The 25829-nt window shown below is 64.9% G+C and carries 24 protein-coding genes; 9 read left to right on the forward strand and 15 right to left on the reverse strand.

The features are described from left to right. Window positions 1–142: 142 nt before the first annotated feature. Both I6F24_RS29925 and I6F24_RS29930 read left to right on the forward strand, forming a co-directional pair. Window positions 143–1102, forward strand: a complete 960-nt coding sequence (locus tag I6F24_RS29925) for a lysylphosphatidylglycerol synthase transmembrane domain-containing protein (RefSeq protein ID WP_225114168.1) — start codon at window positions 143–145, stop codon at window positions 1100–1102. Next, window positions 1099–2118, forward strand: coding sequence for a glycosyltransferase family 4 protein (locus I6F24_RS29930; RefSeq protein ID WP_225135851.1), 1020 nt, complete (start codon window positions 1099–1101; stop codon window positions 2116–2118). The genes I6F24_RS29925 and I6F24_RS29930 overlap by 4 nt, the downstream gene beginning before the upstream one ends. On the opposite strand, the gene I6F24_RS29935 is transcribed toward I6F24_RS29930, so the two are convergent. From I6F24_RS29935 to rfaD, 5 genes are all read right to left on the reverse strand, one after another. Then, a complete protein-coding gene (locus tag I6F24_RS29935) occupies window positions 2106–3053 on the reverse strand; it encodes an NAD-dependent epimerase/dehydratase family protein (RefSeq protein ID WP_225135849.1) in 948 nt (315 codons plus the stop codon). The genes I6F24_RS29930 and I6F24_RS29935 overlap by 13 nt on opposite strands. A gap of 35 nt (window positions 3054–3088) precedes the next feature. Then, entirely contained in the window at window positions 3089–5002 is a 1914-nt protein-coding gene (locus I6F24_RS29940; protein ID WP_225148280.1) for an SDR family NAD(P)-dependent oxidoreductase, read from the reverse strand. Window positions 5003–5086: 84 nt separating this feature from the next. After that, complete coding sequence (locus I6F24_RS29945; RefSeq protein WP_225150628.1) at window positions 5087–6373, reverse strand: O-antigen ligase family protein; 1287 nt, start codon at window positions 6371–6373, stop codon at window positions 5087–5089. Next, window positions 6370–7854 carry a D-glycero-beta-D-manno-heptose-7-phosphate kinase gene (gene rfaE1 / locus I6F24_RS29950; RefSeq protein ID WP_225150707.1) on the reverse strand — a complete coding sequence of 495 codons (1485 nt, stop codon included), beginning with the start codon at window positions 7852–7854 and terminating at the stop codon, window positions 6370–6372. Before rfaE1 ends, I6F24_RS29945 begins: the two co-directional genes overlap by 4 nt. Before the next feature lie 13 nt (window positions 7855–7867). Beyond that, window positions 7868–8848 (reverse strand): ADP-glyceromanno-heptose 6-epimerase, encoded by a 981-nt coding sequence (rfaD, locus tag I6F24_RS29955; protein WP_225142539.1) that lies wholly within the window; start codon window positions 8846–8848, stop codon window positions 7868–7870. Window positions 8849–9006: 158 nt separating this feature from the next. Here rfaD and waaF point away from each other — a divergent pair, with 158 nt between their 5' ends. Beyond that, entirely contained in the window at window positions 9007–10068 is a 1062-nt protein-coding gene (waaF, locus tag I6F24_RS29960; RefSeq protein WP_036029947.1) for a lipopolysaccharide heptosyltransferase II, read from the forward strand. A 185-nt stretch (window positions 10069–10253) separates the two neighbouring features. Here waaF and I6F24_RS29965 read toward each other — a convergent pair whose 3' ends face one another. After that, complete coding sequence (locus I6F24_RS29965) at window positions 10254–11291, reverse strand: glycosyltransferase family 4 protein (RefSeq protein WP_225150626.1); 1038 nt, start codon at window positions 11289–11291, stop codon at window positions 10254–10256. A gap of 126 nt (window positions 11292–11417) precedes the next feature. On the opposite strand from I6F24_RS29965, the gene galE reads away from it, so the two are divergent. The 3 genes from galE to I6F24_RS29980 all read left to right on the forward strand — a co-directional run bounded on the left by galE (window position 11418) and on the right by I6F24_RS29980 (window position 15088). Beyond that, window positions 11418–12431, forward strand: coding sequence for a UDP-glucose 4-epimerase GalE (gene galE / locus I6F24_RS29970; RefSeq protein WP_036015779.1), 1014 nt, complete (start codon window positions 11418–11420; stop codon window positions 12429–12431). Between the two features lie 119 nt (window positions 12432–12550). After that, a complete protein-coding gene (locus I6F24_RS29975; RefSeq protein WP_225150624.1) occupies window positions 12551–14353 on the forward strand; it encodes an ABC transporter ATP-binding protein in 1803 nt (600 codons plus the stop codon). Window positions 14354–14386: 33 nt separating this feature from the next. Beyond that, window positions 14387–15088 (forward strand): fumarylacetoacetate hydrolase family protein, encoded by a 702-nt coding sequence (locus I6F24_RS29980; protein WP_036029941.1) that lies wholly within the window; start codon window positions 14387–14389, stop codon window positions 15086–15088. Between the two features lie 72 nt (window positions 15089–15160). On the opposite strand, the gene I6F24_RS29985 is transcribed toward I6F24_RS29980, so the two are convergent. Beyond that, window positions 15161–15619 carry a nuclear transport factor 2 family protein gene (locus tag I6F24_RS29985; RefSeq protein ID WP_225112031.1) on the reverse strand — a complete coding sequence of 153 codons (459 nt, stop codon included), beginning with the start codon at window positions 15617–15619 and terminating at the stop codon, window positions 15161–15163. A gap of 166 nt (window positions 15620–15785) precedes the next feature. Here I6F24_RS29985 and I6F24_RS29990 point away from each other — a divergent pair, with 166 nt between their 5' ends. Next, complete coding sequence (locus I6F24_RS29990; RefSeq protein WP_036015773.1) at window positions 15786–16334, forward strand: periplasmic heavy metal sensor; 549 nt, start codon at window positions 15786–15788, stop codon at window positions 16332–16334. A gap of 93 nt (window positions 16335–16427) precedes the next feature. Here the strand turns inward: I6F24_RS29990 and I6F24_RS29995 are convergent, their stop codons facing one another. The 3 genes from I6F24_RS29995 to I6F24_RS30005 form a co-directional block, all read right to left on the reverse strand. Beyond that, entirely contained in the window at window positions 16428–17357 is a 930-nt protein-coding gene (locus tag I6F24_RS29995; RefSeq protein WP_036043270.1) for an aspartyl/asparaginyl beta-hydroxylase domain-containing protein, read from the reverse strand. A gap of 142 nt (window positions 17358–17499) precedes the next feature. Next, window positions 17500–17655, reverse strand: a complete 156-nt coding sequence (locus I6F24_RS30000; RefSeq protein ID WP_007612486.1) for a hypothetical protein — start codon at window positions 17653–17655, stop codon at window positions 17500–17502. 146 nt (window positions 17656–17801) lie between these two features. After that, window positions 17802–18725: a LysR family transcriptional regulator gene (locus tag I6F24_RS30005; RefSeq protein ID WP_225150621.1), complete on the reverse strand. Its 924-nt coding sequence runs from the start codon at window positions 18723–18725 to the stop codon at window positions 17802–17804. Window positions 18726–18937: 212 nt separating this feature from the next. On the opposite strand from I6F24_RS30005, the gene I6F24_RS30010 reads away from it, so the two are divergent. Together I6F24_RS30010 and I6F24_RS30015 are read left to right on the forward strand one after the other, a co-directional pair. Then, entirely contained in the window at window positions 18938–19648 is a 711-nt protein-coding gene (locus I6F24_RS30010; RefSeq protein WP_036015767.1) for an SDR family oxidoreductase, read from the forward strand. A gap of 16 nt (window positions 19649–19664) precedes the next feature. Then, window positions 19665–19901, forward strand: a complete 237-nt coding sequence (locus tag I6F24_RS30015; protein WP_192893139.1) for a 4-oxalocrotonate tautomerase family protein — start codon at window positions 19665–19667, stop codon at window positions 19899–19901. 121 nt (window positions 19902–20022) lie between these two features. Here the strand turns inward: I6F24_RS30015 and I6F24_RS30020 are convergent, their stop codons facing one another. The 5 genes from I6F24_RS30020 to metK form a co-directional block, all read right to left on the reverse strand. Continuing rightward, window positions 20023–20646, reverse strand: a complete 624-nt coding sequence (locus I6F24_RS30020; protein ID WP_225150619.1) for a phasin family protein — start codon at window positions 20644–20646, stop codon at window positions 20023–20025. Continuing rightward, window positions 20615–21277 (reverse strand): ParA family protein, encoded by a 663-nt coding sequence (locus I6F24_RS30025; RefSeq protein ID WP_225150617.1) that lies wholly within the window; start codon window positions 21275–21277, stop codon window positions 20615–20617. Before I6F24_RS30025 ends, I6F24_RS30020 begins: the two co-directional genes overlap by 32 nt. A 142-nt stretch (window positions 21278–21419) precedes the next feature. After that, window positions 21420–22880, reverse strand: a complete 1461-nt coding sequence (locus I6F24_RS30030; RefSeq protein WP_225150615.1) for an NAD(P)/FAD-dependent oxidoreductase — start codon at window positions 22878–22880, stop codon at window positions 21420–21422. Between the two features lie 159 nt (window positions 22881–23039). Next, complete coding sequence (gene ahcY / locus I6F24_RS30035; protein ID WP_036015760.1) at window positions 23040–24461, reverse strand: adenosylhomocysteinase; 1422 nt, start codon at window positions 24459–24461, stop codon at window positions 23040–23042. Between the two features lie 120 nt (window positions 24462–24581). Next, on the reverse strand, window positions 24582–25778 hold the full coding sequence (gene metK, locus I6F24_RS30040) for a methionine adenosyltransferase (RefSeq protein ID WP_128266405.1): 1197 nt from the start codon (window positions 25776–25778) through the stop codon (window positions 24582–24584). Between the last annotated feature and the right edge of the window lie 51 nt (window positions 25779–25829).

A 25829-nucleotide genomic window follows, 5' to 3' on the forward strand; every position in this document is an offset into this window, starting at 1 on the left:
GGTCTCCTCATGGCGTCCTTAACGACGGCTCCTCGACGAGAGCTATTGCAAGATCGGCGCCAAAACCATACCAAAGCGGCCGAATTCGGCGCCTCGCGTCGGGTTGCCTCCAATCTTAGCAAACCCTGTTCATGCGGACGAGATGCGCCGAATCCTGTTGTCGACGGCCAAGATCCTGATTTCCGCGGCGCTGCTCTATCTGGCGCTGCGCAAGGTCGACCTGTCCGAGCTGTTTTCCCGATTCACCCTGACCAGCCTGTTCTGGCTCGGTGTGGCGATCGCGGTCACGTTCCTGCAGATCTTCGTCGGCGTGCTGCGCTGGCGCGAGATCAGCGCCGCCTGCGGCGCGCCGCTCGAGCTCGGCCGCGCCATGCGATACAACGTGATCGGCTCGTTCTTCAACCAGACGCTGCCGTCGGCGATCGGCGGCGATGCCGTGCGCCTGTGGCTGGTCGCCCGCGCCGGCGCCGGCTGGCGCACGGCGACCTACTCGATCTTCGTCGACCGCGCCATCGGCCTGGTCGCGCTCGCGATCTTAATCGTCGCCAGCCTGCCCTGGAGCTACACCCTCATCACCGATCCGCACGGTCGCTCGGCGCTGCTGCTCATCGACCTCCTGGCGCTCGCCGGCGGCCTCGGCTTCCTGATCTTCGGCGCGCTGAAATGGCGCTGGCTGAAGACCTGGTGGGCAACGCATCACATCCACGCCTGCGCCGTCATCGCCAATCGCGTGATCTTCAGCGGCACAAGCGGCCCCGTCGTCGCGATCCTGTCGGTCCTCGTTCACGTGCTCGCCGTCGTCATCGCCTGGTGCGTCGTGCAGTCGATTGGGGCCCCGGTTCGCTTCAGCGACGTCTTTCTGCTCGTGCCGCCGGTGATGCTGATCACGATGATGCCGATCTCGATCGCCGGCTGGGGCGTGCGTGAGGCCACGATGAGCCTTGCGTTCGGCTTCGCGGGACTTTCCGCCAACGAGGGCGTCAACGTCTCGCTGCTGTTCGGCGCCGTGTTCTTCCTGGTCGGGGCAGTCGGCGGCCTGGTCTGGATCCTCAGCGCCGAGAAAGCCGCGCAAGGGTCGGCCCCGATCGGAGTGCCGGAGTGAATTCGGCTGCCGATGCGCTCGCCGGCGCGGCCCTGCTGCTTGCCGTTGCGGCGGCCGCGCTGATCTCGGCGCTCGTGACCTGGACCAGCCGCCCCCTGCTGCAGCGCTACGCGCTGGCGCGGCCGAATGCGCGGTCCTCCCATCGCGTCCCGACCCCGCAGGGCGCCGGCATCGCGGTGATCGCCGCGACGCTGATCGTTGCCTCGCTGTGGGGGGTCTCCGCCAATGTCGCGATCCCGCCGGCGCTGGTCGCTGCGACAATCGTGATCGCGCTGGTCGGCTTCGTCGACGACATCGTATCGCTGCCCGTGCTCGTGCGCCTGGTGCTGCAGGCCGCCTGCGTCGGCGCCGTGGTGTTCACCGCCCCCGACACCGCGCGCATCGTGCCGGCGCTCCCGCTCGCGCTGGAGCGCGGCCTCATCGTCCTTGCCGGCGTCTGGTTCGTGAACCTCGTCAACTTCATGGACGGGCTCGACCTGATGACGGTGGCGGAAGTCGTTCCGGTCACCGCTGCGCTGCTGCTGCTGGGAATGCTCGGGGATCTCCCATGGCCGGCCGTGCTGATCGCCACCGCGCTGTGCGGCGCCATGCTCGGCTTCGCGCCGTTCAACCGTCCTGTCGCAAAAGTCTTCCTGGGCGATGTCGGCAGCCTGCCGATCGGCCTCCTGCTCGGCTGGTGCCTGCTCGAGCTCGCCTGGCACGGACAAGCGGCTGCGGCGCTGCTGCTGCCGGCCTACTACCTCGCCGATGCCACCATCACGCTGTTTCGGCGCATCGCGCGCCGCGAGCCGTTCTGGTCGGCGCACCGTTCGCATTTCTATCAGCGCGCGACCGACAACGGTTTCTCGGTGTCCCGGGTGAGCGGCGAAGTCTTCCTGCTTAACCTCGTGCTCGCAGGGCTGGCGATCCTCGCCGTTCGCGCCGCGACGGTGGCCGTCACGCTGCCCGCGCTGATCGCCGGCGCGATCGCGGTCGCCCTCCTGCTGCGCCGCTTCTCCCGCCCTCAGGCGTCCTGAGCCGACACGGCGAGCCGCAGCCCCTCATCGAGCGAAACCTCCGGCCGCCACCCGGTCGCGAGCGCCTTCGAGACGTCGAGCTCGAGCGAGCCGATCAGGCTGTCATGCATGTCCTGCCGGCCGATCATTCGGAAAAGCGCGCTGAGCAGGCCCGGCGGCACGCCGAACAGTCGCGGGCGCTTGCCGGAGGCCTTCGCCAGACGCGCGATGAATTCGGGCGTCGAGAACTGCTCGCTGTCGGCGAGCAGGAATATCTCGAAATGGCCGGCCGCATCTGGATGAGCGAGCCGGTGCAGGATGAAGGAGGACAGGTTCTGCACGGCAAGGAAGGCGCGGCGATTGCGGATCGCGGCGAACGGCAACGGCACCCCAAGGTTCATCGCGCGCGTCAACAGAGCGAAACTTCCCTTGGCGCTCGCGCCATAGACCATGGGCGGCCTGATCACGGAGATCTTCATATCGCTCTCGCCCGCGAGCGTCCTCAGGCCCGCCTCGGCCGCCGCCTTGGACGTCCCGTAGAGGCCGCGCGGCGTCGGGACGTCGTTCTCGCTGAACGGGGCCCTGCCCTCGTTGCTGCGGCCATGCACCAGCACGGTGCTGATGAAGATGAAATGGCGCACGCCCGCCCTCGCCGCGCAGCGCGCCAGGTGCACCGTGCCGGCGGTGTTGACGTCCTGGTAGAGCTGGGCTGCATGCTCCTCGCGCCTGTGATGCACGCGCGCGGCAAGGTGAACCACCGCCTCCACCCCCTCGAGCGCGGCCCGCCAGTCGGTGTCGCGGCCGATCGATTCGATCACGACCTCGCCGTCGATGCCCTGCCGCTTGCGGACGACGGGGCGGACCGACCATCCCTTGCGCACCAGCGCCTGCCCGAGGTGACGGCCGATGAAGCCGCTCGCTCCTGTCACCAGCACGACCGGTTTGCGTTCGCTCATCGTCGCTCCCCGAGCGCTGGATTGCGCAACAATGGTCAGGCCGCCGTGGATCCAAATTCCGGCACGGCATCCTTCAGGATGGTCCTGATGGTGGCGCGATCGTCGCGCGCGATCGCCTGCTCAAGCGCCGCATTCCATTTGCGCAGCGTCTGCATCGGCGGCTCGTTCGGCTGCGCGGCCATGATGCCGGGCACGCCGATCTCGCGGGTCGGCTCCTCCGAGGCAAACAGGATCTCGTGCAGGCGCTCGCCCGGCCGCATGCCGGTGAACACGATCTCGATGTCGTAGCCCGGCTGCAGCCCGGACAGGCGGATCATGCGCTCGGCGAGATCGACGATCTTCACCGGCTGGCCCATGTTGAGCACGTAGACCGAGACGTCGGGACGCTGCGTCCCAAGCGCATGCGTCGCCGCGGTGATGACGAGATCGCAGGCCTCGCGGATGGTCATGAAGTAACGGACCATGTCGGGATGAGTTACCGTCACCGGCCCGCCGGCCTCGATCTGGGCCTTGAACTTCGGCACCACCGACCCGTTCGAGGCCAGCACGTTGCCAAACCGGACCGAGATCAGCCGCATCGGCGGCTTGCTGCCGTTCGCTCCGGCTGCGAGGTCGCGATCGAGCGCCTGGCAGTACATTTCGGCAAAGCGCTTGGTGAGGCCGAGCATCGACACCGGCTCGATTGCCTTGTCGGTAGAGATCATCACCATCGCCTCGGCGCCGGCGGCAACGGCGGCGTCCGCGACGTTGATGGAACCGAAGATGTTGGTTTTGACGCCCTCACTCCAATCGCGCTCGAGGATCGGCACGTGCTTGAGCGCCGCGGCATGGAAGACGATGTCGGGCTTGAACTCGGCCATCAGGCGCATGACGCGCTCGCGGTCGCGAATGTCGGCAATCCGGCCTTCGATCTGTGCGGTGGCACCACGCGCGGCCAGCGCCTCGGTGACCGCGTAGAGAGCCGGCTCGGAATTTTCCACGATCAAGAGACGTGCCGCGCCGAAGGCGACCACACGCTCGCAGATCTCGGATCCGATCGAGCCGCCGCCGCCGGTGACGATCACGGCCTTGCTCCTGATCAAGGCCTCCAGGCGCGCATAGTCGATCTTCTCGCTCGGACGCAGCAGGAGGTCCTCGACCGCAACCGCCGTGAGCCTTGGCGTATCGCCGCTCTCCAGCGAGGGCATCCGGCTCACGATCACACCCAGTTTGCGCGCCCGCATCAGGATCGATTCCGGATGCGACTCCGGCTCGAAAGCCGATGGTGTCATGATGAGGCGCGCGATGGGCTTGTCGCGCTTGGCGAAATCCGAGATCACATCCTCGACGTCGTCGATGCCGCCCAGCACCGGCACGTTGCGAATGAGCTGGCCCCGATCGGCAGGCGATGGTGACAAGACGCCGATCGGCCAGATGCGCTTGATCGCTCCGCTCTCGATGCCGCGCAGCAGCACTTCGGCATCCGCGGCGCGGCCGATCAGCAGCGTCGGCGCGGCCTCCCCGCCCCTCGCGTGACGCCGCACCCGCGTATAGCGGAAGTAGCGGTACGCCATGCGCAGCGCGCTGAGGAAGAAGATCTCGAGAAACCAGTAGAGGACGATCGTCACCTTGCCGAGAAAGAAGGCGCCGCGAACGTTGGGGGCAACGAGGATGTAGTCGAGCACGAGCAGCGCAACCGTGAGCACGGTCGCCGCGCGAATGATGTTCAGCGCATCAGGCAGCGAGATGAAACGCCATTTCGTCGTGGTCAGATTGCAGAAGAAGAACACGACCACGCTGAAGGCGAGGAAGTAGGGCAGGATCTGGAACAGCAGCGGTAATCGAGCGTAGAAATCGTCGCCACCCTCGAATCGCAGATAGAAGGCGGCAAAAAGCGCCGCCGTGGTCGCCAGCAGGTCGTGGAGCGCGATCAGGAAATTGCGCGAGGTGAGATGCGTAAGTCGCGTCATCCGCCGACCGATGAAAACCCAGTTAGATGCAACCTGACCGCGCTGATAGCCCATCTCGACAAGACTTGCCAGCCGCGCGACCGCTCAGGAACCCGCTTCCGCCGTCTTGGTCCGAAGCTGTTGTGCCCGGATCACCATGCCTCCGGCAACGCCGACTCCGATGACGTACATCCAGCCCTCGTGGAAGTCGAACAGATGCGAGTTGAACAGCGAGGTAAAGACGTTCTGCACCACGACTAGGAGTCCGATCCAATTGGCAATCCCGTCGCCGCGAAACAACCGCAGATGCAATATCCAAATCGCGTAGAGAATGGCGACGCCGATCGCGCCCCATTGCACCGCAACGTTCAGCGTCTGGTTGTGCGGGTTGCCGATCACCTCGGCTGACGCCCGCCGCTGACCGGCGGGCGTCGCGACGCGTTCGAACAACCCGCGGGTCGAACCGGTGCCGTGCCCCAGGATCGGCGCCTCCGCGAAGAAGCCGAGCGACTTCCGCCAGAACTCGAGCCGCATGCCCATGGAGGTTGCCTCGCCCCGTTCCACATAGCCGGTGTAATCGGTGGTAAACCTCTCGGCGGTGTGGCGCAATTGCGGCGAGGCCTGCCAGGCGAGAACGGCGCCGACGAGCAGCGCCCCGGAGATGATCGCGATGCTGCGCCATTTGAGGTGAAGCAGTGCAAACACGCCGAACATGATCGGAATGGTGACGAGCGCGGTGCGCGACACCACCACGAAGGTCATATTGATGAAGAAGCTAAGCGCCAGCGCCGTCAGCAACGCGGCGAACCAGTATCGCTTCTCGCGCAACAGCATCACGATCGGATAGGCGAGCGCCACCGCGCAAAGCGCGAATTCCTGGCTCTGGTCAATGTAGTTCTTGACGAAGATGCCGCGCTCGGGCGGATCGGTCTTGAGCGCGAGGTTCGGGTAGAAGGCGACCAGCCAGGACATCACCGACAGCAAGGCGCAGGACACCAGGAAGGCGATGAATATCCAGTGGCCACGCGGCGAGCGCTCGAAATGATAGAGCAGGACCGGCAGCACGAGCAGCTTGACGGTCGGATTGACCGCGTAGAAGCGCGCACCCCAGGCCGCGTCCGACCATAGCGTCCCCAGCAGCGCGAGAAAGACGAGCGCGATCGGCGCAATGCAGATCGGACGCTTCAAGGACTGCAGGAAGTCGCGTAGATCGAGGAACGGCACCATGCAGATCAGCATCAGCGCGTTGAAGATCCCCGCAAGCGATGTCGACCAGGGCAGCGAGGCCGCGGTCAGGATCGCAAACAGATCGACTGTTTCACGCCAGGCCGCCGGACTGCGCAGGCGCCGCCGCAACATCTGGCCGGGGGTCTCGCGTGCGAGCGCCGTCACTTGCCCCCTCCCCGGGCGCGATGCACCAGCGCCGTCGTGCTGAAGCCCTGGAGGATGTCGACCAGCACGACCGCCCCGCCCGCGGCCTCGACCACCTCATGGCCGACGACCTGTTCGCGTGTGTAGTCGCCGCCCTTCACCAGCACGCCGGGCGTGATCCTGGTGATCAGGTCGATCGGCGTGTCTTCCGTGAAGATGACGACGAGATCGACGGCCTCCAGTGCGGCGAGCACCTCGGCACGCGCGCGCTCGTCCTGGACCGGACGATCGGCACCTTTCAGCCGCCGCACCGAGGCGTCGCTGTTGAGCCCCACGATCAGGCGGTCGCAGGCGGCGCGCGCCGCGGTCAGCACCTTGACGTGGCCGGGATGAAGGATGTCGAAACAGCCGTTGGTGAAGCCTACGCGCAGGCCCTGCCTTTTCCATTCGGCGAGCTGCGCGTCGAGTGCTGCCGGGTCGAGCACGATCTTCTCTTCGGCCGCGAGCGTGGCATGCGGCAGGATCTTGCGTCGCAGCTCGGCCGCGCTGACGCTGGCGGTGCCCTGCTTGCCGACCGCGACGGCGGCGGCGGCGTTGGCCATGCGCAATGCCGTGTCCCAGTCCGCGCCGGCCGCGAGCGACACCGCAACCGCAGCGGCGACGGTGTCACCGGCGCCCGAGACGTCGCGCACCTTCACCGGGACGGCCGGCACGTGGACGGCCCCGCCATTCCGCGGCACCAAGGTCATGCCGTGCTCGCCCTGGGTGACCAGGATCGCCTCGCAATCGGCGAGCCGCATCACGTCCTCGCTGGCCTCGACGATGCTCTGCACCGTGTCGGCGCGGCTGCGGGTCGCTTCCGAGAATTCCTTGCGGTTGGGCGTGAGCAGCGTGGCGCCGCGATAGATCGCCCAGTTCAGGCTCTTGGGATCGACGATGACGGGCTTGCCGAGCTTGCGCGCGGCATCGATGGTGTGGCGGATCACGCGCGCCGTCAGCACGCCCTTGGCATAGTCGGACAGCAGCACGATATCGGCGCGCGCGATCTGCGGCAGGATCGCGTCGATCAACTTCGTTTCGATCTCGTCGGACGCAGCCAGCGCCTGCTCCCAATCCGCGCGCAGCATGTGCGTGGAAAAATGTTCGGAGACGAAGCGGACCTTTCGCGTGGTCGGCCGCGAGGCGTCGCGCACCAGCACGCTCTCGATGCCGGCTTGATCATTGAGCGCGGCCTCGAGCCGCGTGCCGGCGTCGTCCTCGCCGATCAGGCCGACGAAGATGCAGCGCGCGCCGAGCGAAGCGACGTTGCGCGCGACGTTGCCGGCGCCGCCGACGTGGATCTCGCTGCGCTGGGCGGCGATGACGGGCGCCGGCGCTTCCGGCGAGATCCGCGACACCTCGCCGTAGACGAACTCGTCCAGCATGATGTCGCCGATGCACAGCACCGTACGGCCTGAGATGGCTTGCGCGAGGGCATCGAAATCGAGAATGGGCGTCGGCATGGTCGAAAGGGCCTCAGCGAAAGCGGTCGGGCCGGTCGAGATAATCCCCGACATAGGCCTTCACCGCGTCCTCGAGCGTCGTGAAGCCGCCGTTATAGCCGGCGCGGAGCAGACGATCGACCTCGCTCTGGGTGAAATACTGGTAGCTGTCCCGGATCTGCTCGGGCATGTCGATGTATTCGATGTTGGGCCTGGTGCCGAGCGCCGCATAGGCAGCCAGCATGAGGTCCTTGAAGCTGCGCGCCTTGCCGGTGCCGACGTTGAACAGGCCGGACGCCGACGGCGTCGCGAGCAGCCAAAGGACCACGCGCACGACATCGTCGACATAGATGAAATCGCGACGCTGATCGCCGTCCTCGATGCCCTCGCGATGCGACTTGAACAGCTGCACGACGCGGCCTGCCCTGACGTCGTCGAAGCGCCGCGCCAGCACGCTCATCATCGAGCCTTTGTGATATTCGTTCGGCCCGAACACGTTGAAGAATTTCAGGCCGGCCCATTGCGGCGGGAGCCGATCGCCGCGCGCCACACGTTCGGCGACAGCGAGATCGAACAGGTGCTTGCTCCAGCCGTAGAGATTCATAGGCCGCAACTTCTTCAGCGCCGGCAGCGAGGAATCGTCGTCGAAGCCTTCCGTGCCGTCGCCATAGGTCGCCGCCGAGGACGCGTAGATGAACGGCACGGCATTCATCGTGCACCAGTCCAGCAGGCGCATCGACAGGCGGAAATTGGTCTCGACGACGAGATCACCGTCGGTCGCCGTGGTCGCGGAAATCGCCCCGAGATGGATCATGGCCTCCAGCTTGCGGCCCTTCAGCCAGTCCATCAGCTCGGTCGGGGGAACGATATCCACAAGCTGCCGCTTGGCGAGATTGCGCCATTTGCCTTCGGTTCCGAGGAGATCGCAGATCACGACGTCGCTGCGACCGGCCTCGTTCAGCGCGGCCACGACATTCGATCCGATAAAACCGGCCCCGCCGGTCACCAGCAACATTCCACCTACCTGCCCGATTTTAGGTGCCCGATCCTGCCCTAGCGCATGATCCGCCAAAGTGTAAGCTGTTTTGGGATTGCTCTTCTGCCGCCTTTACCTGCCGGCCCGGAGCGGCTAACCGAGCCGCCATATCGGCACGTGTTCGGCCCTCATAACGAATGAATATTGATTCGCAACTTGGTAGTGATGCAGATCGGAGCGACACACGCCCGATCCTGATCGTCCCCTACATGTGGATCGGCGATTTCGTGCGGAATCACACCGTCGTGCGGGTCCTGAAGGAGCGCTGGCCGAACCGGCCGGTCGATCTCCTCACCACCTCCCTGTGCGCCCCGCTGGTGGACTACATGCCCGGGGTGCGCGCCGGCATCGTCTGGGATATGCCGCGCAGCCGGCTGGCCGTCGCACGCCAGTTCGGCTTGGCAGGGCTGCTGCGGAAACAGAATTACGGCACTGCCCTGGTGCTGCCCCGGACCTGGAAAGCGGCCATCGCGCCGGCACTCGCCGGTATTCCTGAACGGATTGGCTTCGTCGGCGAGTTCCGGTTCGGCCTGCTCAACCGCTGGCGCTGGGGTGAGAAGAAGCTGCCCCGCTTCATCGACAAGAACGCCGCCCTCGCCCAGCCCGACGGCGCGCCCCTGCCCGCGGAATGGCCGGTACCGCAACTGCGCGTCCCGGCCGAGGAGATCGCCCGGTGGCGCGAGGCCAATGGTCTCGGTGCCGGCGCCGCGGTGGCACTCGCCCCGGGCTCGGTCGGCGTCTCCAAGCGCTGGACCTCTTATCCCGAAGCCGCCCGCCTGCTGGTCGAGCGCGGCCTCGAGGTCTGGGTGGTCGGCGGTCCCGCCGAAAAGGAGCTCGCCCAGGAGATCGTCGCCGCCGGCGGCCCGGGCGTCCGCGATCTCACCGGCTCGGACTTGCGCAACGGCATCCTCGCCATGGCCGCCGCCGGCGTTGCCATCTCCAACGATTCCGGCCTGATGCACATCGCAGCCGCCCTGGGCACGCCGACCATGGGCATCTTCGGTCCCACCAGCCCCTATCTCTGGGCCCCGCTGAACGGCCTCGCCGCGACACTGGTGCAGGACAAGGAAAAGCTGTCCTGCCAGCCCTGCCAGAGCACGGTCTGCAAGGTGAACGACCACCGCTGCATGCGGAATATTGCGGCAAGCGAGGTGGTGGGGATTGCGGAGAGGGTGCTGGGGGAAGCGGGAAGCGGGTGACGAACTGAGGCGATCGTGGCTCGGGCCGATGATGACATCCTGCCACTGTTTTGCCCGACGAGTCAAAATTCGTTCGAAAAATCCGCAATCTCTCGAACTCTCCGCCAACTCCTTGATTTTGCTGACCCAGGCTACTGTGCATGGGGTTGTTTTCGCGGTTTTGTTTGCGACAGGCGAAAACGGCCTCAGAGCAGCGGCCGATAGACCGCGCCGATCCGCGCCGCCTCGGCATCGAGGCTGAACTTCTCGAGCACCCGCGCCCGCCCGCGCTCGCCCATCGCGGTCGCCACGGCCACATCACGCATCAGCGGCTCGAGCGCCGCAGCGAGCGCGTCGGCATCTCCCGTCGGGATCAGCACGCCGGTGACACCATCCTCGACGACGAGCTCCGCCGCGCCGGCGCGCGCGGCCACGAGCGCGCTGCCCGCCGCCATCGCCTCGATCAGCGTCAGACCAAAGCCTTCGTTGCGCGAAGTGAAGGCGTAGATGGTCAGGCGCTGATACCAGCGCTGCACCGCTTCGATCGGCAGCTCGCCGGTGATGACGACGCGCGATTGCAGGTTTGCTGCTTCGATGCGCTTCTTCAGGTCGTTGGCAAAGGGCGTCTGCTCGGCCGTGACCTGCCCGACGATGACAGCAGTGAAATCCGGATAACGCGGCAGCAGACGGCACATCGCATCGACGAACAGATCGGTGCCCTTCTGCGCCCGCACGCGACCGAAGCAGCCGATGGCGTAGCGGCCCGGCAGCGCGGCTTCGGCGAAGGCAGCAGTGCGATCGGCCGGCGGCGCGTAGACGTCGGTGTCGACGCCGTGCGGGATCACCGTCGCCTTCACCTTCAGGAACGAGGCCGAGAGATCTGACGTTGCGATGATCGCGTCCATGCGCCGGATCAGCCAGCGCGTGATCCAGCTGTGATGCCGCTGCGCCGCCGAGGTGAACACGAGCTTGAGCGGCCAGCCGAGCGCGCGCAAGCCAACGCCCGCGATCATCTCGTTGTTGCGGCGCGCATGCCAGATCACAGGCCGCTTGCGGCGCCAGAGCTTGAGGAGATCTCCGATGCTCAGGCGCGCGATCCCCGCCGGCGCGTCCGAGCCGAACCAGGCGGCGCGGTACAGCTTTGCCAGCCGCGGCGCCACCATCCGGTTGGTCGCGGTGACCCCGGAATAGCGCCTGTGCAGATTTGGCACGATCAATTCGAGATCGCCGGGGAAACCCGCCACGTCACACTCCATTTCGCAAAGTCCCTATACGCAACATTAAGCATAGTGACCAGTTCAGCCGCTCCGATACCCCCTCTTCACCACGCAAGCGCTAGCCTTGCGCGTTGATCGAAGACGGGTGAGATCATGACTGTGCTAGTCACCGGCGGCGCCGGCTATATCGGAAGTCATACGGTTCTCGCGCTGGCGGAAGCCGGCGAGGACGTCGTCGTGATCGACGATCTCTCCACCGGTTTCTCGGCCTACCTGCCCGAAGGCGTGCCGCTGTTCATCGGCGATGCCGGCGACGAGAACCTGCTCGAAGGCGTGATCGCCCAGCACGACATCGAGAGCATCATCCATTTCGCAGGCTCGGTCGTCGTGCCGGATTCGATGCGCGATCCGCTCGGCTATTACCGCAACAACTTCACCACTGCGCGTAACCTGCTCAACGTGGCGGTCAAGCGCGGCATCGGCCGCTTCATCTTTTCCTCGACCGCTGCGGTCTACGGCAATCCGGATCAGGTGCCGGTGCCCGAGCATGCGCCGACGCGGCCGCTGTCGCCTTACGGCTCCTCGAAGCTGATGACCGAGATCATGCTGCACGACGTCGCTGCCGCCTACGGCATGCAATACGTGACCTTGCGTTACTTCAATGTCGCCGGCGCCGATCCCCAGGCGCGCATTGGGCTAGCCACCGTCGGCGCCACGCACCTGCTCAAGATCGCGGTGGAAGCCGCCACCGGCCAGCGCGCCAAGATCGACGTGTTCGGCACCGACTATCCGACCCCGGACGGCAGCTGCATCCGCGACTTCATCCACGTCACGGACCTGTCGCAGGCCCATCGCTCGGCACTCGCTTATCTGCGCAATGGCGGCGCCTCGTCCACGCTCAATTGCGGCTATGGCCGCGGCTATTCGGTGCTGGAGACCATCGACGCGGTGCGCCGGGTTTCGGGCCGCAGCTTCGCCGTGCAATACGCCCCGCGCCGGCCCGGCGACATCATGACCATGGTCGCCGACACCAGCCGCATCCGCAGCCTGCTCGACTGGCGGCCGCAATACGACGACCTCGAGACCATCGCAGCCCATGCGCTGGCCTGGGAGGACAAGTTGTTCCGCGAGCGCCACGGCGAGCTCCGCCACGCGGCCTCCGCCTAGAATCATCCTAAGCGCAAGCCCTTAATTGGGCTTGAAAAACCCGGCTTGAGCGGGCACAGAGGCCCATCGATCCCTGACGCGCGGGCAGGCTTTTGTCCTGCGCCGTCAATGGACACCGGATGGCCCAGTTTCCAAAGAAAATCACCGACGATCCCTACGCGGCAGCGGTCCTGATTCGCCGCCTGATCACGGAACAGGGAATCGTCTACTGGCGGCGCTACCTCGTGGCCTTCGCGCTGATGGCGCTCGCGGCCGGTGCGACCGCAGGCGCGACCTACGTGCTCGGCCAGGTCATCAACCAGGCCTATGTCGACAAGAACATCCCGGGCATCGCGATGTTTTCGGGGATCACGGTCGTTCTGCTCTTCATCAAAGGCGTGGCGACCTACGGCCACATGGTGATCCTGACCAAGATCAGCAACGCCATCCTCGCCACCAACCAGCGCCAGCTGTTCGCCAAGCTGATGCGCGAGAGCGTCGGCTTCTTTTCCGAGCGGCACTCCTCCGAATTCCTGGCGCGGCTGACCGCCGGCGCCAAGTCGATCACCGACGTCCTCAACATGCTGGTCAACGCCGTCGGGCGCGACCTCCTGATGCTGCTCGCCATGATCGGCGTGATGGTGTGGCAGGATCCGCTGATGTCGTTCATCGGCCTCGTCGCAGTGCCCCCGGCGATGCTGGTGCTGCGCAAGCTAGTCAAGCGCATCAAGGGCCTCGCCTTCAACCAGTTCACCGGCACCGCCGACATCATGGAGACGATGCAGGAATCGCTTCAGGGCATCCGCACCGTCAAGGCGTTCACGCTCGAAGAGACGATGCAGAGGCGCATCGACGAGAACATCGCGGTCGTCGAACGCAACGCCAACAAGATGGCCCGCGTCGCCAACCGCTCCAACCCGCTGATGGAGATGCTGGGCGGCTTCGCCGTCGCGGGCTGCCTGATGTATGGCGGCTATGCCGTGGTCGCGCTCAACGCCACGCCCGGCGCGTTCTTCTCCTTCATGACCGCATTCCTGATGGCGACCGAGCCAGCCAAGCGGCTGGCCCGGCTCAACATCGATCTCAACAGCCAGCTGGTCGGCGCCCGCATGCTGCTCGAGGTCGTCGACAGCCCCGCGAGCGAGCAGTCCGACGATGACAAGCCGGCGCTGAAGCTGACAGATGCCCGCATCGAGTTGCGCGACGTCAGCTTCTGGTATCGCTCGGGCGAGACGGTGCTCAACCGGATGAGCTTCGTCGCGGAGCCCGGCAAGGTGACTGCGCTGGTCGGCCCCTCCGGCGGCGGCAAGTCGACCGTGCTGGGCCTGCTCCTGCGCTTCTACGAGGTGACGCAGGGCGATATCGTGATCGACGGCCAGCCGATCTCGTCGGTCTCGCGCAAATCGCTGCGCGCCCAGACCGCCTATGTCGGCCAGGACGTCTATCTGTTCCGCGACACCATCCGCAACAACATCGCCTTTGGCAAGCCGGACGCCAGCGAGGACGAGATCGTCGAGGCGGCGAAGGCGGCCTGCGCGCACGACTTCATCACCGGCTTTCCGCTCGGCTACGACACGCCCGTCGGCGAGCACGGCACCCAGCTCTCGGGCGGACAGCGCCAGCGCATTGCGGTCGCGCGCGCGCTGCTCAAGAACGCGCCGATCATCCTCCTGGACGAAGCCACTGCCGCGCTCGATTCCGAATCCGAGCGGCAGGTGCAGGAGGCGATCGAGCATCTCTGCCAGAACCGCACCACCATCGTGATCGCGCACCGCCTGCACACCATCATGCACGCAGACAGCATCCTGGTGGTCGAAGGCGGCGAGATCGTCGAGCAGGGCCGCCATGACGAGCTGCTCCGTCGCGGCGGCCGCTATGCCTCGTTCTTCCGCCTGCAGCATCACGACGCCGGCGCTCTGGCGCCGATCAGCGCAACCGCATAGAGTTCGTTCCACCTCAAGAGCAGCGAGACCCGCATGAACGCCGCCTCCTACGTCATCCCGCTTCCGCCCCAGGCTTCGCTTCCCGTCGTCGGCGAGAGCGGCCGTTATCCGGTACGCCGCATCTGGTGCGTCGGCCGCAACTATCTCGAGCACATCCGCGAGATGGGCAATGACGAGCGCGCCCCGCCGTTCTTCTTCGCCAAGCATGCCGACATGCTGGTGCCCGACGGCGCCACCATTCCCTATCCGCCTCTGACCAAGGATCTGCATCACGAGGTCGAGCTGGTCGTCGCGATGAAGAGCGGTGGACTGAACATTCCCGCCGACAAGGCTCTGGACCACGTCTACGGCTACGCCGTCGGCATCGACCTCACCCGGCGCGATCTCCAGATCGCCTCGCGCAAGAAGGAGCGCCCGTGGGAGATCGGCAAGTCGTTCGACTATTCGGCGCCCTGCTCCGCGCTGCAGCCGGCCTCGAAGATCGGCCATCCCTCCAAGGGCAAGATCTGGCTGACGGTCAACGGCAAGGAAGCGCAGAAGGGCGACCTCACCGAGTTGATCTGGAACGTGCCCGAGATCATCTGGCAGCTCTCCCAGCAGGTGAAGCTCGCCGCCGGCGACATCATCATGACCGGCACGCCCGCCGGCGTGTCGCAGCTCCAGCCTGGCGACAAGCTCGAATGCGGCGTCGACGGCATCGGCACGCTGAAGGTCAGCATCGGCCAACCGGAATAAGGCTCGCTGCAGCTCGAACTCAAAAGGCCCCGGAATGGGGCCTTTTGCATGTCGATCGTGCACGCGGTCGAGCTACCAGGCCTTTACCGGCCGATTGGCGTGGCTCGCCTGCGGCACACCGCGATTGAGCGACATGTGCGAATGCACGCACAGCCAGCCATCGCCGTTCCTCGAAAACACCATCGTCGCGCGGCCTGGGCGCGCGAACGTGCTGCCATCGGGATGATAGCCCGTGCTCGTCCACGGCGCGACGACGGTTGCCATCATACCGTCCGGTGATGCCAGAACGGAGGTCTGATCGAGGACGAAACGGAAGTCGGTCGTCTTCGGCCAGACATTGTCCCATTGGGTTTTGACCCATTGATCGAGGCCGGGGATGACGTCGCTATGGGTGCCGAAGGCGAGCACGTCCGGATCGAAGAGCGGCCGCGCCGAGGCGTAATCGACCTCTCGGACATAACCCGCGAAGGTGTCCAGCCATCGGCGGAAGAACTGCGTGATCTCAGTATTCGCGGTCGGCAAAGAGGTCATCACCTGCTCCACATTCGGCAACTCAATCACGGCGATCTTTGTTGCCATGGGCCGGACGATCCAGCAAGATTTGTGCTCCGGGATCACTCGATCGCGACAGGTGTCACGTCACAGCCGGGTTCGATGCTTCGACATCGGCCGGCTCCATTTTGTGGGAGCCAGATTCATGAACCGCGTCCTTCTGCTTGCAGCCTCCCTCCTCCTCACGGGCAGCACAGCCGGCGCGCAGTCCAGTCAACCCTATGCCGGCCTTGAGAAGCGCCCCATCAAGGCGCTGTCACAGCAACAGATCGACGATCTCCGCGCCGGACGCGGTATGGGCCTGGCTCTCGCTGCGGAGCTCAATGGATATCCCGGTCCCAGCCACGTCCTCGAGCTCAGTGATCGTCTCGGCCTGACCGCCGATCAGCGCGCCGAGGTTCAACGGCTGTTCGATGCCATGAAACAGGAAGCCGTTCCGCTGGGTAACAAGCTCGTCGAGCAAGAGAGAGCGCTGGAAGACCTCTTCTCTTCCCGCAGGGTCACATCGGAAGCGCTCAAGACCAGCATTGGCGCCATTGCCGAAACTCAGGGGCAGCTCCGCGAGAGCCACCTCAAATACCACCTCTCAACCGCTGCCGTGCTCGATCAGAGCCAGATGCAGCGATATGCAGAGTTACGGGGCTATCAGCGTCCCGACGGCTCCGCAGGGCACAAGCACAAGCACCATCACTAGACAATGCCGACCGAGATCAGACGATCGCGCTAGGGCGGATCGAGATGAGGCAACGGCCGACCAAGCTTCGCTGATCCGCCCCGCGCATTTGCCTCAATTCAGTGCCGAATACACGATCAGGCCGAGGATCAAGGCCGTCAGCGAGTATTTGAGCGTGTAGTAGACGTTGCGGTTCCACTCCTTCACCTTGCGGCTGGCAAGGTGGATCTCGTAGAGCTTGCCGAACACCTTGTTGAGCACGCCGACGTGCTCACCGTCGACATTCTGGGTCGCCGACGCCTTGACGATGTGATGGCTAACCCAGCGGTTGATCGCGGTCATGAAGCCGTATTTCATCGGGCGCTCGACATCGCAGAACAGGATGATGCGGTTGACGTCGGTCGCATTCTCGGCGCTGTGGATGAAGGTCTCGTCGAACATGAAGGCCTCGCCATCACGCCAGACGCATTCGACGCCATCGACGAGGATCCGGCACTTGTTCGAGTTCGGCGTGACCAGGCCGAGGTGATAGCGCAGAGAGCCGGCGAAGGGATCACGGTGAGCGCCGAGCTTGCCGCCGGGCGGCAGCATCGCGAACATCGCGCCATGCACGCTCGGGATCGATTTGAGTAGCTCCACCGTCTTCGGGCACAGCGTGTTCGCCGACGGCAAGAAGTCGTCGTACCATTTCAGGTAGAACCGCTTCCAGCCGCTCTTGAAGAACGAGTAGAAGCCCCAATCGTTGTTCTTCGCCGCCGCGCGGATAAAACCTTCATCGAACAGGCGCACAGCTTCGTCGCGGATGGTCTCCCAGTTCTCGCGGAGGGGCTTCAGCTCCGGAAACTGATCGACCGAGATCACCGGCTTGTTCGGCACCGCCGAGCCCGCATACATCAGCACATTGTAAGGTGCGAGATAGGTCGAGTGATCGCCGAGCTGGCGCGCGAAGCGCAGCCGCTGCTTGCCGCGGAAGTGGACGTAAATCGTCGAAGCCGCAAGCACGTACAAAATGACGAGCTGCGGCGCAAAAAGCTGTTTCAACATTTCCCCAATCCCCAAGTGACCCAGCCGGGGTGTCGTGTAGCCCGACCCGGCCGGAGCGGCAAGATATTCACCGCTGGGTTGCAATCACGCCGGGGAGAGCAAGGGGATGGACTGGGGTCTAAACCGGCCGAAACGAGCCGAATCAAGCCCGCGACAGCGCCTGCAGGCCCTTGAAGGTCAGGCGCTTGGGGTCGGTGACGCCGGCGAGATAGAGGCGGCGGATGAAGGCGATGACGGCGTCGCGGTCGCAATCGGTCAGCGCGACGACGGCGTCGACCGCTATTCTCTGGGCTTCCATTGGGCTCACCTCGGCCTTGCGAGTAACCCCGGCCGAGACAGGGTAGGACTCACCCGTTAAATCGGCGTTAACCGTTCAGGAACCATCGCCGATTCAGCCGCCCCGCCGTATACGCGAAAACGCGCATTGCGGAGGCATGAAGCGGCTCAACGCGCCTTGGTGCTCTGCTTCAGCAGCGCAAACTGCTTCTTCAGCCGGGGCACGGCGAAGTCGGTGAAGGCGCGCACCTTGGGCACCGAAAGCCGGCCCTGCGGGCAGATCAGATGCGCCGGCATCTCCGGATCCTCGTCGTCCGCCAGCACGATCTCGAGCTCGCGGCGCGCGACCTGCTCGGCCACTTGGTACGAATACATCCGCGCCACGCCGCGCCCGGCCACAGTGGAGGCCACTGCCGCATAGGTGCTGTTGACGACGAGCCGCGGGGTGAACTGCACGGTGCGCGGCGCCGATGAGCCCGGCTGCGGCGCAAAGGTCCAGGAATTGGGCAGATGCGCCATCGCGACGATCTGGTGTTTGGCGAGATCGCCCGGCTCGGTGATGCGCGGATGTTGTTTCAGGTAGCGGGGAGCTGCCACCACGACGCGGCTGATCCCGCCGACCCGCATCGCCACCATCGCCGAATCCGCCAGCGGACCGATGCGAAGCGCGATATCGACGCCTTCCTCGATCAGATTGACCGCACGGTCGAACAGCAGGAGTTTTGCCGATACGGTCGGATAGGCGTCGAGAAACGCGTCGAGGATCGGCCGCAGTACCATCTCGCCGGAGACCACCGGAGCGGTGATCGTGAGCAGACCACGCGGAGCCGTGCGCGGTCCGGCCGCGATGTCCTCGGCCTCCTCCAGATCGGTGAGCACGCGGCGGCAGATCGCGACATAACGCTCGCCTTCCTCGCTCAGCTTGATCGAGCGTGTCGTCCGGTGCAGCAGCTCGGCGCCGACCCGCTGCTCCAGAAAGGCGATGGCGCGGCTCACCGCAGCCGGCGATCGGCCGAGCTTGCGTCCTGCGGCAGCCAAGCTGCCCTCGTCCACCGCAAGGACAAACAGCTTCATCGCGTCCAGACGATCCATGCGCTCGCCGCAGCCCCCTGAGATTTCGGCTGAAAGCTAGGCGTTTGCGCCGGCTGCGACAACCTCCGCAAGGATCGATCCGGCATTCGTTCGCGTCGCGAAAGAGTGTCTGCCGGGCAGCGGATATTCGCAAGCAAGCCGCTGCAGCGTACCTCAACGCCCAAGCCAGCCGCCGCTGGCGCAGGTTTTCAAGTCAACAACAGGAGCCCGTCATGGGTATCGAGCAGAAGGTCGCCATCATCACCGGTGCATCGCAGGGTATCGGCGCCGCCCTGGTCCAGGGTTTTCGCGATCGCAACTATCGCGTCGTCGCAACGGCGCGCTCCATCAAGCCGTCGGGTGACGACGACGTCCTCGCCGTTGCAGGCGACATCGCCGAGCGGTCCACCGCAGAGCGCGTGGTGTCGCAAGCGATCGCCCGCTTCGGCCGAGTCGACACGCTGGTCAACAACGCGGGCATCTTCGTCGCAAAACCGTTCACCCAGTACACGGCCGAGGACTATGCCGCAGTTATGGGCACCAATGTCGCGGGCTTCTTCAACATCACGCAGCTTGCCATCGCCGAAATGGAGAAGCAGGGGTCTGGCCACGTCGTCCAAATCACGACGACGCTGGTCGATCAGGCCAATTCGAATGTGCCCTCGGTGCTGGCCTCGCTGAGCAAGGGTGGGCTGAACGCCGCGACCAAGTCGCTCGCGATCGAATACGCCAGGCGCGGCATCCGCGTGAATGCGGTGTCGCCCGGCATCATCAAGTCGCCGATGCACCCGGTCGCGACGCATGCCCAGCTCGACGCACTGCACCCGGTCGGCCATATGGGGGAGATGTCTGACATCGTCGATGCCGTGCTCTATCTCGAGGGCGCCTCCTTTGTCACCGGCGAAATTCTGCATGTCGACGGCGGCCAGAGCGCCGGCCACTGAGAGGAGGAGAACCACGATGCCCATCGTCACCATTCAAGTGACCCGCGAGGGAACGGCGCCGGGTGCGGCGTCGCTCACGGCGGAGGAGAAGGCCGCACTGATCAAGGGGTCGAGCGAGCTGCTGCGCGACGTGCTCGGCAAGCCGCTCGAGTCCACCTTCGTCGTGATCGAGGAAGTCGACACCGACAATTGGGGCTGGGGCGGCGTGCCCGTGCAGGAATTCCGCCGCCGCCGCGCCACGCAGACAGGATGATCTGCACGCCGTCGCGCGCAAGAGGATGACATGACCTCGGCACGATCGTCGGCCCGCTCGTCGCCGACCATCTCGGCGACCGCTCGGGTTTTGGTCCCGCCCTTCGCGCAGGCGAGCTGCATCACCTGGCACTGGGCTTTGTCATGCTTTGAGCAAGCGACCTCAGCAACTCGGTTTGCTTCAGGACCAACTCACATTGCTTTCGCGCATGCGTGCCCGACAGCTCAACCAACTCTGCCAGAGTCTTTGCACGCCCTAGCTCCCGCGCATACTCCAAGGTCGCGCCCGCATTAACCTTCATCAGTTCGAGCACGACGGTGCGACACTCGGCTGCCGTCCCAATCGCGTCGATGAGATCGCTTTCCACGACGACGGTTTCATTGGCCTCTGATGTCACACTGGCCAGCCGTGACTTTGCGAGGTCGTTGGCGTAGTTGAGCGTAGCGCTCATGCCGTCCAAAGCGCGGGCTTGATACTCCTTGGCCATGTCCACGATGAGATCAGTGCTGCTCGAAGGTTCAGGTCTTGCAACGATGACGCTGGCCGCTTCTTGTACCGGAACAGTCATCGGAGCAGGCGCTTCTTGCGCAATCTGCGGCGCATCTAGGGGGAAGACGGCGACTGAGCCCTGCGGCATGGCCAAGCCCTCGTCGACCGCACGGCTCACTTCCTCCGCCAGTTCCAGCAGCGAGCGACGCCCCCTGCGTGCAACGTCAGCAGGCAGCTTTGAGCGCGCCTTTCCCATAATCACCCGACTCCTCGGCCAAGTGCGCCGCGATCCAACCCGACAAACTTACAATTTCGTCCGAAGCTTTGCCCGCCGGTGCGAACTCCGTCACGCCCAACCCTGCTCCGAGTGCATCCTGGTGATCGTTACGCTGCGCAATAAACGGGAGTGCAAGCACGCCGAGCGAGCTTAGCGATGTGGCAGCTTCGCTCAGCCGGCACCCTCGCGACGGTGTCTGATTGAGGATAAAGGCAAATCGGCGGTTGAGCCTGCGAATGGCGATCAGTGTAGGAATTGCGGCTTCGATATCGGCCGGGCTCGGGCGCGCCGGGATGAGACAGAGATCGGCGCAGGCGATGACGCGCAGCGCCAGGCTGTTGGTCGTGGCAGCTGTGTCGACGATGGCAAGCCAGACGCCTTCGGCCTTCAGCCGCGCGATCAACGGTTCGATCTCGGCAGGATCGGCAACGCGCTCGACGCGAGGATAGGGATGATCGCGGCGCTCTTTCCATTTCGAGATCGTACCTTGCGCGTCCGCCTCAATGAGAGCGACGCGCTCAGCTCGCTGCATTGCTGCCACCGCCAGTCCAACGGACAGCGTACTCTTGCCGCTTCCGCCTTTTTGCGTGACCAGGGCAAGGACGTGCATGTCCTGCGCTCCCCTTAAGACGGCGACGACGCGAAACTCAGACGTTGTCGGAACTTAACTTCTTGCAGCGCAAAAATACTACCGCAAGTCGCGATTCGTCTCAAGCGAACGCGGGGCTATCCCGGTATCCTACGTAGCAAGATCAGGAATACTGCATCACGCCATCGTCGATCCGACCGAAGCGCAACGAGACGATGTCGAGCGCGTAGTTCTGGTGGAGCCGCCAGGGCCGCTTCGAGCCCTGCTTCGGCATCTTGGCGATCGAGCGCTGCACGTAGCCCGAGGTGAAATCGAGCGAAGGCTGCGCGGTGATAGTGGGATCATCGTTGTGCGGCATGCACTGGCGGAAATTGTGCCGGTCCATGTAATTGATGAGGCGGCAGACATATTCGCAGGTGAGGTCGCATTTCAGCGTCCAGGACGCGTTGGTGTAGCCGAAGGCCGAGGCCATGTTCGGCACGTCGGCATACATCATGCCCTTGTAGGTCAGCGTGTTGGCGAAATCGACGGAGCGGCCGTCGACGCTGACCTCGAGGCCACCGGCGACCTGGAGCACCAGCCCGGTCGCCGTCACGATGATGTCGGCCGCCAGCTCGCGGCCGTCCTTCAGGCGGATGCCGTCATGCGTGAAGGTGTCGATCTCGCTGGTGACGACGCTGGCGCGCTGCTCGCGGATCGCTTTGAAGAGGTCGCCGTCGGGCACGAGGCACAGCCGCTGGTCCCAGGGATTGTAGCGCGGCGTGAAGTGGGTCGCGACGTCGTAGTCCGGGCCGAGCGCGATCCTCACGCCCTTGAGGATGAGATCCTTCACCTTCGCCGGTCTGCGCCGGCTGAGCTGGAAGAAGAACATCCCCCACATCACGTTGCGCCAGCGGATCAGGTGATAGGCGAACTTCGCCGGCAGGTTGCGGCGCAGCTTGTTGGCGACGGGATCCTGCGCCGGCCGCGACACCACATAGGTCGGCGAGCGCTGCAGCATGGTGACCTGCTCCGCCTGCTTGGCGAGCTCCGGCACCAGCGTTACCGCTGTCGCGCCCGAGCCGATCACGACGACACGCTTGCCCGCGTAGTCGATGTCCTCGGTCCATTTCTGCGGATGCACGATGCGGCCGGCGAAATCAGCGGCGCCCTTGAACTCCGGCGTATAGCCCGCTTCGTATTTGTAATAGCCTGAGCACATGAACAGGAAGTTGCAGGTGAAGCGCACCAGCTCGGTCGCGCCCTCGCCCGTGATGCGCTCGGCCTCGACGGTCCAGCGCGCATCCGGCGTCGACCACGCCGCGCGCTTGACGCGGTGGTGGAAGCGGATGTGCTTGTCGATGCCGTTCTCGGCCGCAGTCTCGCGCACGTAGTTCAGGATCTGCGGCCCGTCGGCGATCGCCTTCGGATCGGTCCACGGCTTGAACGAATAGCCGAGGGTGAACATGTCGCTGTCAGAGCGGATGCCGGGATAGCGGAAGAGGTCCCAGGTGCCGCCGATGCAATCGCGTCCCTCGAGGATGACGTAGCTCTTGGCCGGACACTTGGTCTGCAGATGATAGCCGGCGCCGATGCCGGATAGCCCGGCGCCGACGATCAGCACGTCGAAATGTTCTTGTTGCATGGTTTCCTCCGCCGGGGCGGATTGTCCGCCTGCCGCTGCTGGCCGTCAATCGGCAATCAACGTGCCGCAACTGCAAAGCGAGTTGAATTCCATGCCCCGAAACAACAAAGCCCCGGATCGCTCCGGGGCTTTGCGTCGATGGTTTGTCGAACCGGTGGCTTAGTAGCGGTAGTGGTCCGATTTGTACGGGCCTTCCTGCTTCACGCCGATATAGTCGGCCTGGTCCTTGCGGAGCTCGGTGAGCTTGACGCCGATCTTGGAGAGGTGCAGGCGGGCGACCTTCTCGTCGAGCGTCTTGGGCAGCACGTAGACCTTCTTCTCGTACTTGCCGTCCTTGTTGTTGGCGAACAGCTCGATCTGCGCCAGCGTCTGGTTGGTGAAGGACGCCGACATCACGAAGGACGGATGGCCCATCGCGTTGCCGAGGTTCACGAGGCGGCCCTCCGACAGCAGGATGATGCGGTGCTTGTCGGGGAACTCGATCTCGTCGACCTGCGGCTTGATGTTGGTCCACTTCAGATTGCGCAGAGACGCGATCTGGATCTCGTTGTCAAAGTGGCCGATGTTGCAGACGATGGCGCGATCCTTCATCGCGCGCATGTGCTCGATGGTGATGATGTCCTTGTTGCCGGTGGCGGTGACGAAGATGTCGGCCCGCGGCGCGGCGTCTTCCATGGTCACGACCTCGTAGCCTTCCATCGCCGCCTGCAGCGCGCAGATCGGATCGACCTCGGAGACCATGACGCGGCAGCCGGCCTGGCGCAGCGAGGCGGCCGAGCCCTTGCCGACGTCGCCGAAGCCGGCGACCATCGCGACCTTGCCCGACAGCATCACGTCGGTGCCGCGGCGGATGCCGTCGACCAGCGATTCACGGCAGCCATAGAGGTTGTCGAACTTCGACTTGGTGACGCTGTCGTTGACGTTGATGGCCGGCCACAGCAGCGTGCCTGCCTTCTGCATGTCATAGAGACGATGCACGCCCGTCGTGGTCTCCTCGGAAACGCCCTTGATGCTGTTGGCGATCCCGGCGAAGTAGCCCTTCGGCTTTTCCTTGAGCTGCTTCTTCAGAAGCGCGAAGAACACTTCCTCTTCCTCGGAGCCGGGCTTGTCGAGGAAAGCGGTGTCGCCGTTCTCGGCGCGCAGACCGAGATGGACATACATGGTGGCGTCACCGCCGTCATCGAGGATCATGTTCGGGTGACCGCCGCCGTGCCAGTCGAACAGCTTGGCGGTGTAGTCCCAGTACTCGGTCAGCGTCTCGCCTTTGACGGCGAAGACGGGAATGCCGGCGGCGGCGATCGCAGCGGCAGCGTGATCCTGCGTCGAATAGATGTTGCAGGAGACCCAGCGGATGTCGGCGCCGAGCGCGGCGAGCGTCTCGATCAACACGCCGGTCTGGATCGTCATGTGCAGCGAGCCGGCGATGCGCGCGCCCTTCAGCGGCTGCTTCGGGCCGTACTCCTCGCGGGTGGCCATCAGGCCAGGCATCTCGGTCTCGGCCAGCGAGAGCTCCTTGCGGCCGAAATCGGCGAGCGAAATGTCCTTGACGATGTAATCGGTGAAGCCGGGCTTCGCGTTCATGAGAGGTTCCTGTTTGTTTGGCCCGTCATTCCGGGGCGCTCGTGACACGAGCGAACCCGGAATTCGGAGGTTCGAGATTCCGGATTCGCCGCCGTCGCGGCGCCCCGGAATGCAAGAGAACTAGAGCGCGCGCTTGAGCTGCTCGACGAGGTCGGTCTTCTCCCAGGAGAAGCCGCCCTCATTGTCGGGCGTGCGGCCGAAATGGCCGTAGGCCGAGGTGCGCGCGTAGATCGGCCGGTTGAGATCGAGATGAGTGCGGATGCCGCGCGGGGTGAGGTCCATCGCCTTGGCGGCGGCCTTCTCGAGCTGATCTTCCGAAACCTTACCGGTGCCGTGGGTGTCGATGTAGATCGACAGCGGACGTGCCACGCCGATGGCATAGGCCAGCTGCAGCGTGCAGCGGTCGGCAAGGCCGGCGGCGACGATGTTCTTGGCGACGTAGCGCGCAGCATAGGCCGCGGAGCGGTCGACCTTGGTCGGATCCTTGCCGGAGAACGCGCCGCCGCCGTGCGGGGCCGCACCGCCATAGGTGTCGACGATGATCTTGCGGCCGGTCAGGCCGGAATCGCCGTCGGGACCGCCGATGTAGAACTTGCCGGTGGGGTTGATGTGCCAGATCGTCTTCGCGGTGATCCAGTCCTTCGGCAGCGCCTCGCGCACATAGGGCTCGACGATCTCGCGAACCTGGTTCGAGCTGAGGTCGGGAACCAGATGCTGGTGCGACACGACGATCTCGCGCACGCCGACCGGCTTGCCGTTCTCGTACTGCACGGTGACCTGGCTCTTGGAGTCCGGACCCAGCACCTTCTCCTTGCCGGAGTGGCGGGCTTCCGAGATCAGGCGCAGGATCTTGTGGGCGTAGAAGATCGGCGCCGGCATCAGATCGGGCGTCTCGTTGGTGGCGTAGCCGAACATGATGCCCTGGTCGCCCGCGCCTTCTTCCTTGACCTCGCCCGGCTGCAGCGCATCGACGCCCTGGGCGATGTCGGCCGATTGCGGATGCAGGAGGATCTCGATGTCGCAGGTCTTCCAGTGGAAGCCTTCCTGCTCGTAGCCGATGTCCTTGATCGCGCCGCGCACGACGCTCTCGATCTGCTCGTTGGTCACCGACTTCGGGCCGCGGGTCTCGCCGGCGATCACCACCTTGTTGGTGGTCGCGAGCGTCTCGCAGGCGGCGCGGATTTGCCAGGGGTCGATGCCCGCCTTAGGCCCTTCACGGTAGAACAGGTCGACGATCTCATCGGAGATCCGGTCACAGACCTTGTCCGGATGGCCCTCGGACACGGACTCGCTGGTGAAGAGATAGGACGCGCGCATCAGTAACCCCTTGTTCCGCCGCTAGCTGGCGGGCGTTTGCGATGTTTACTT

The sequence above is a fragment of the Bradyrhizobium sp. BRP23 genome (assembly GCF_020194135.1).
GTDB lineage: Bacteria > Pseudomonadota > Alphaproteobacteria > Rhizobiales > Xanthobacteraceae > Bradyrhizobium > Bradyrhizobium yuanmingense.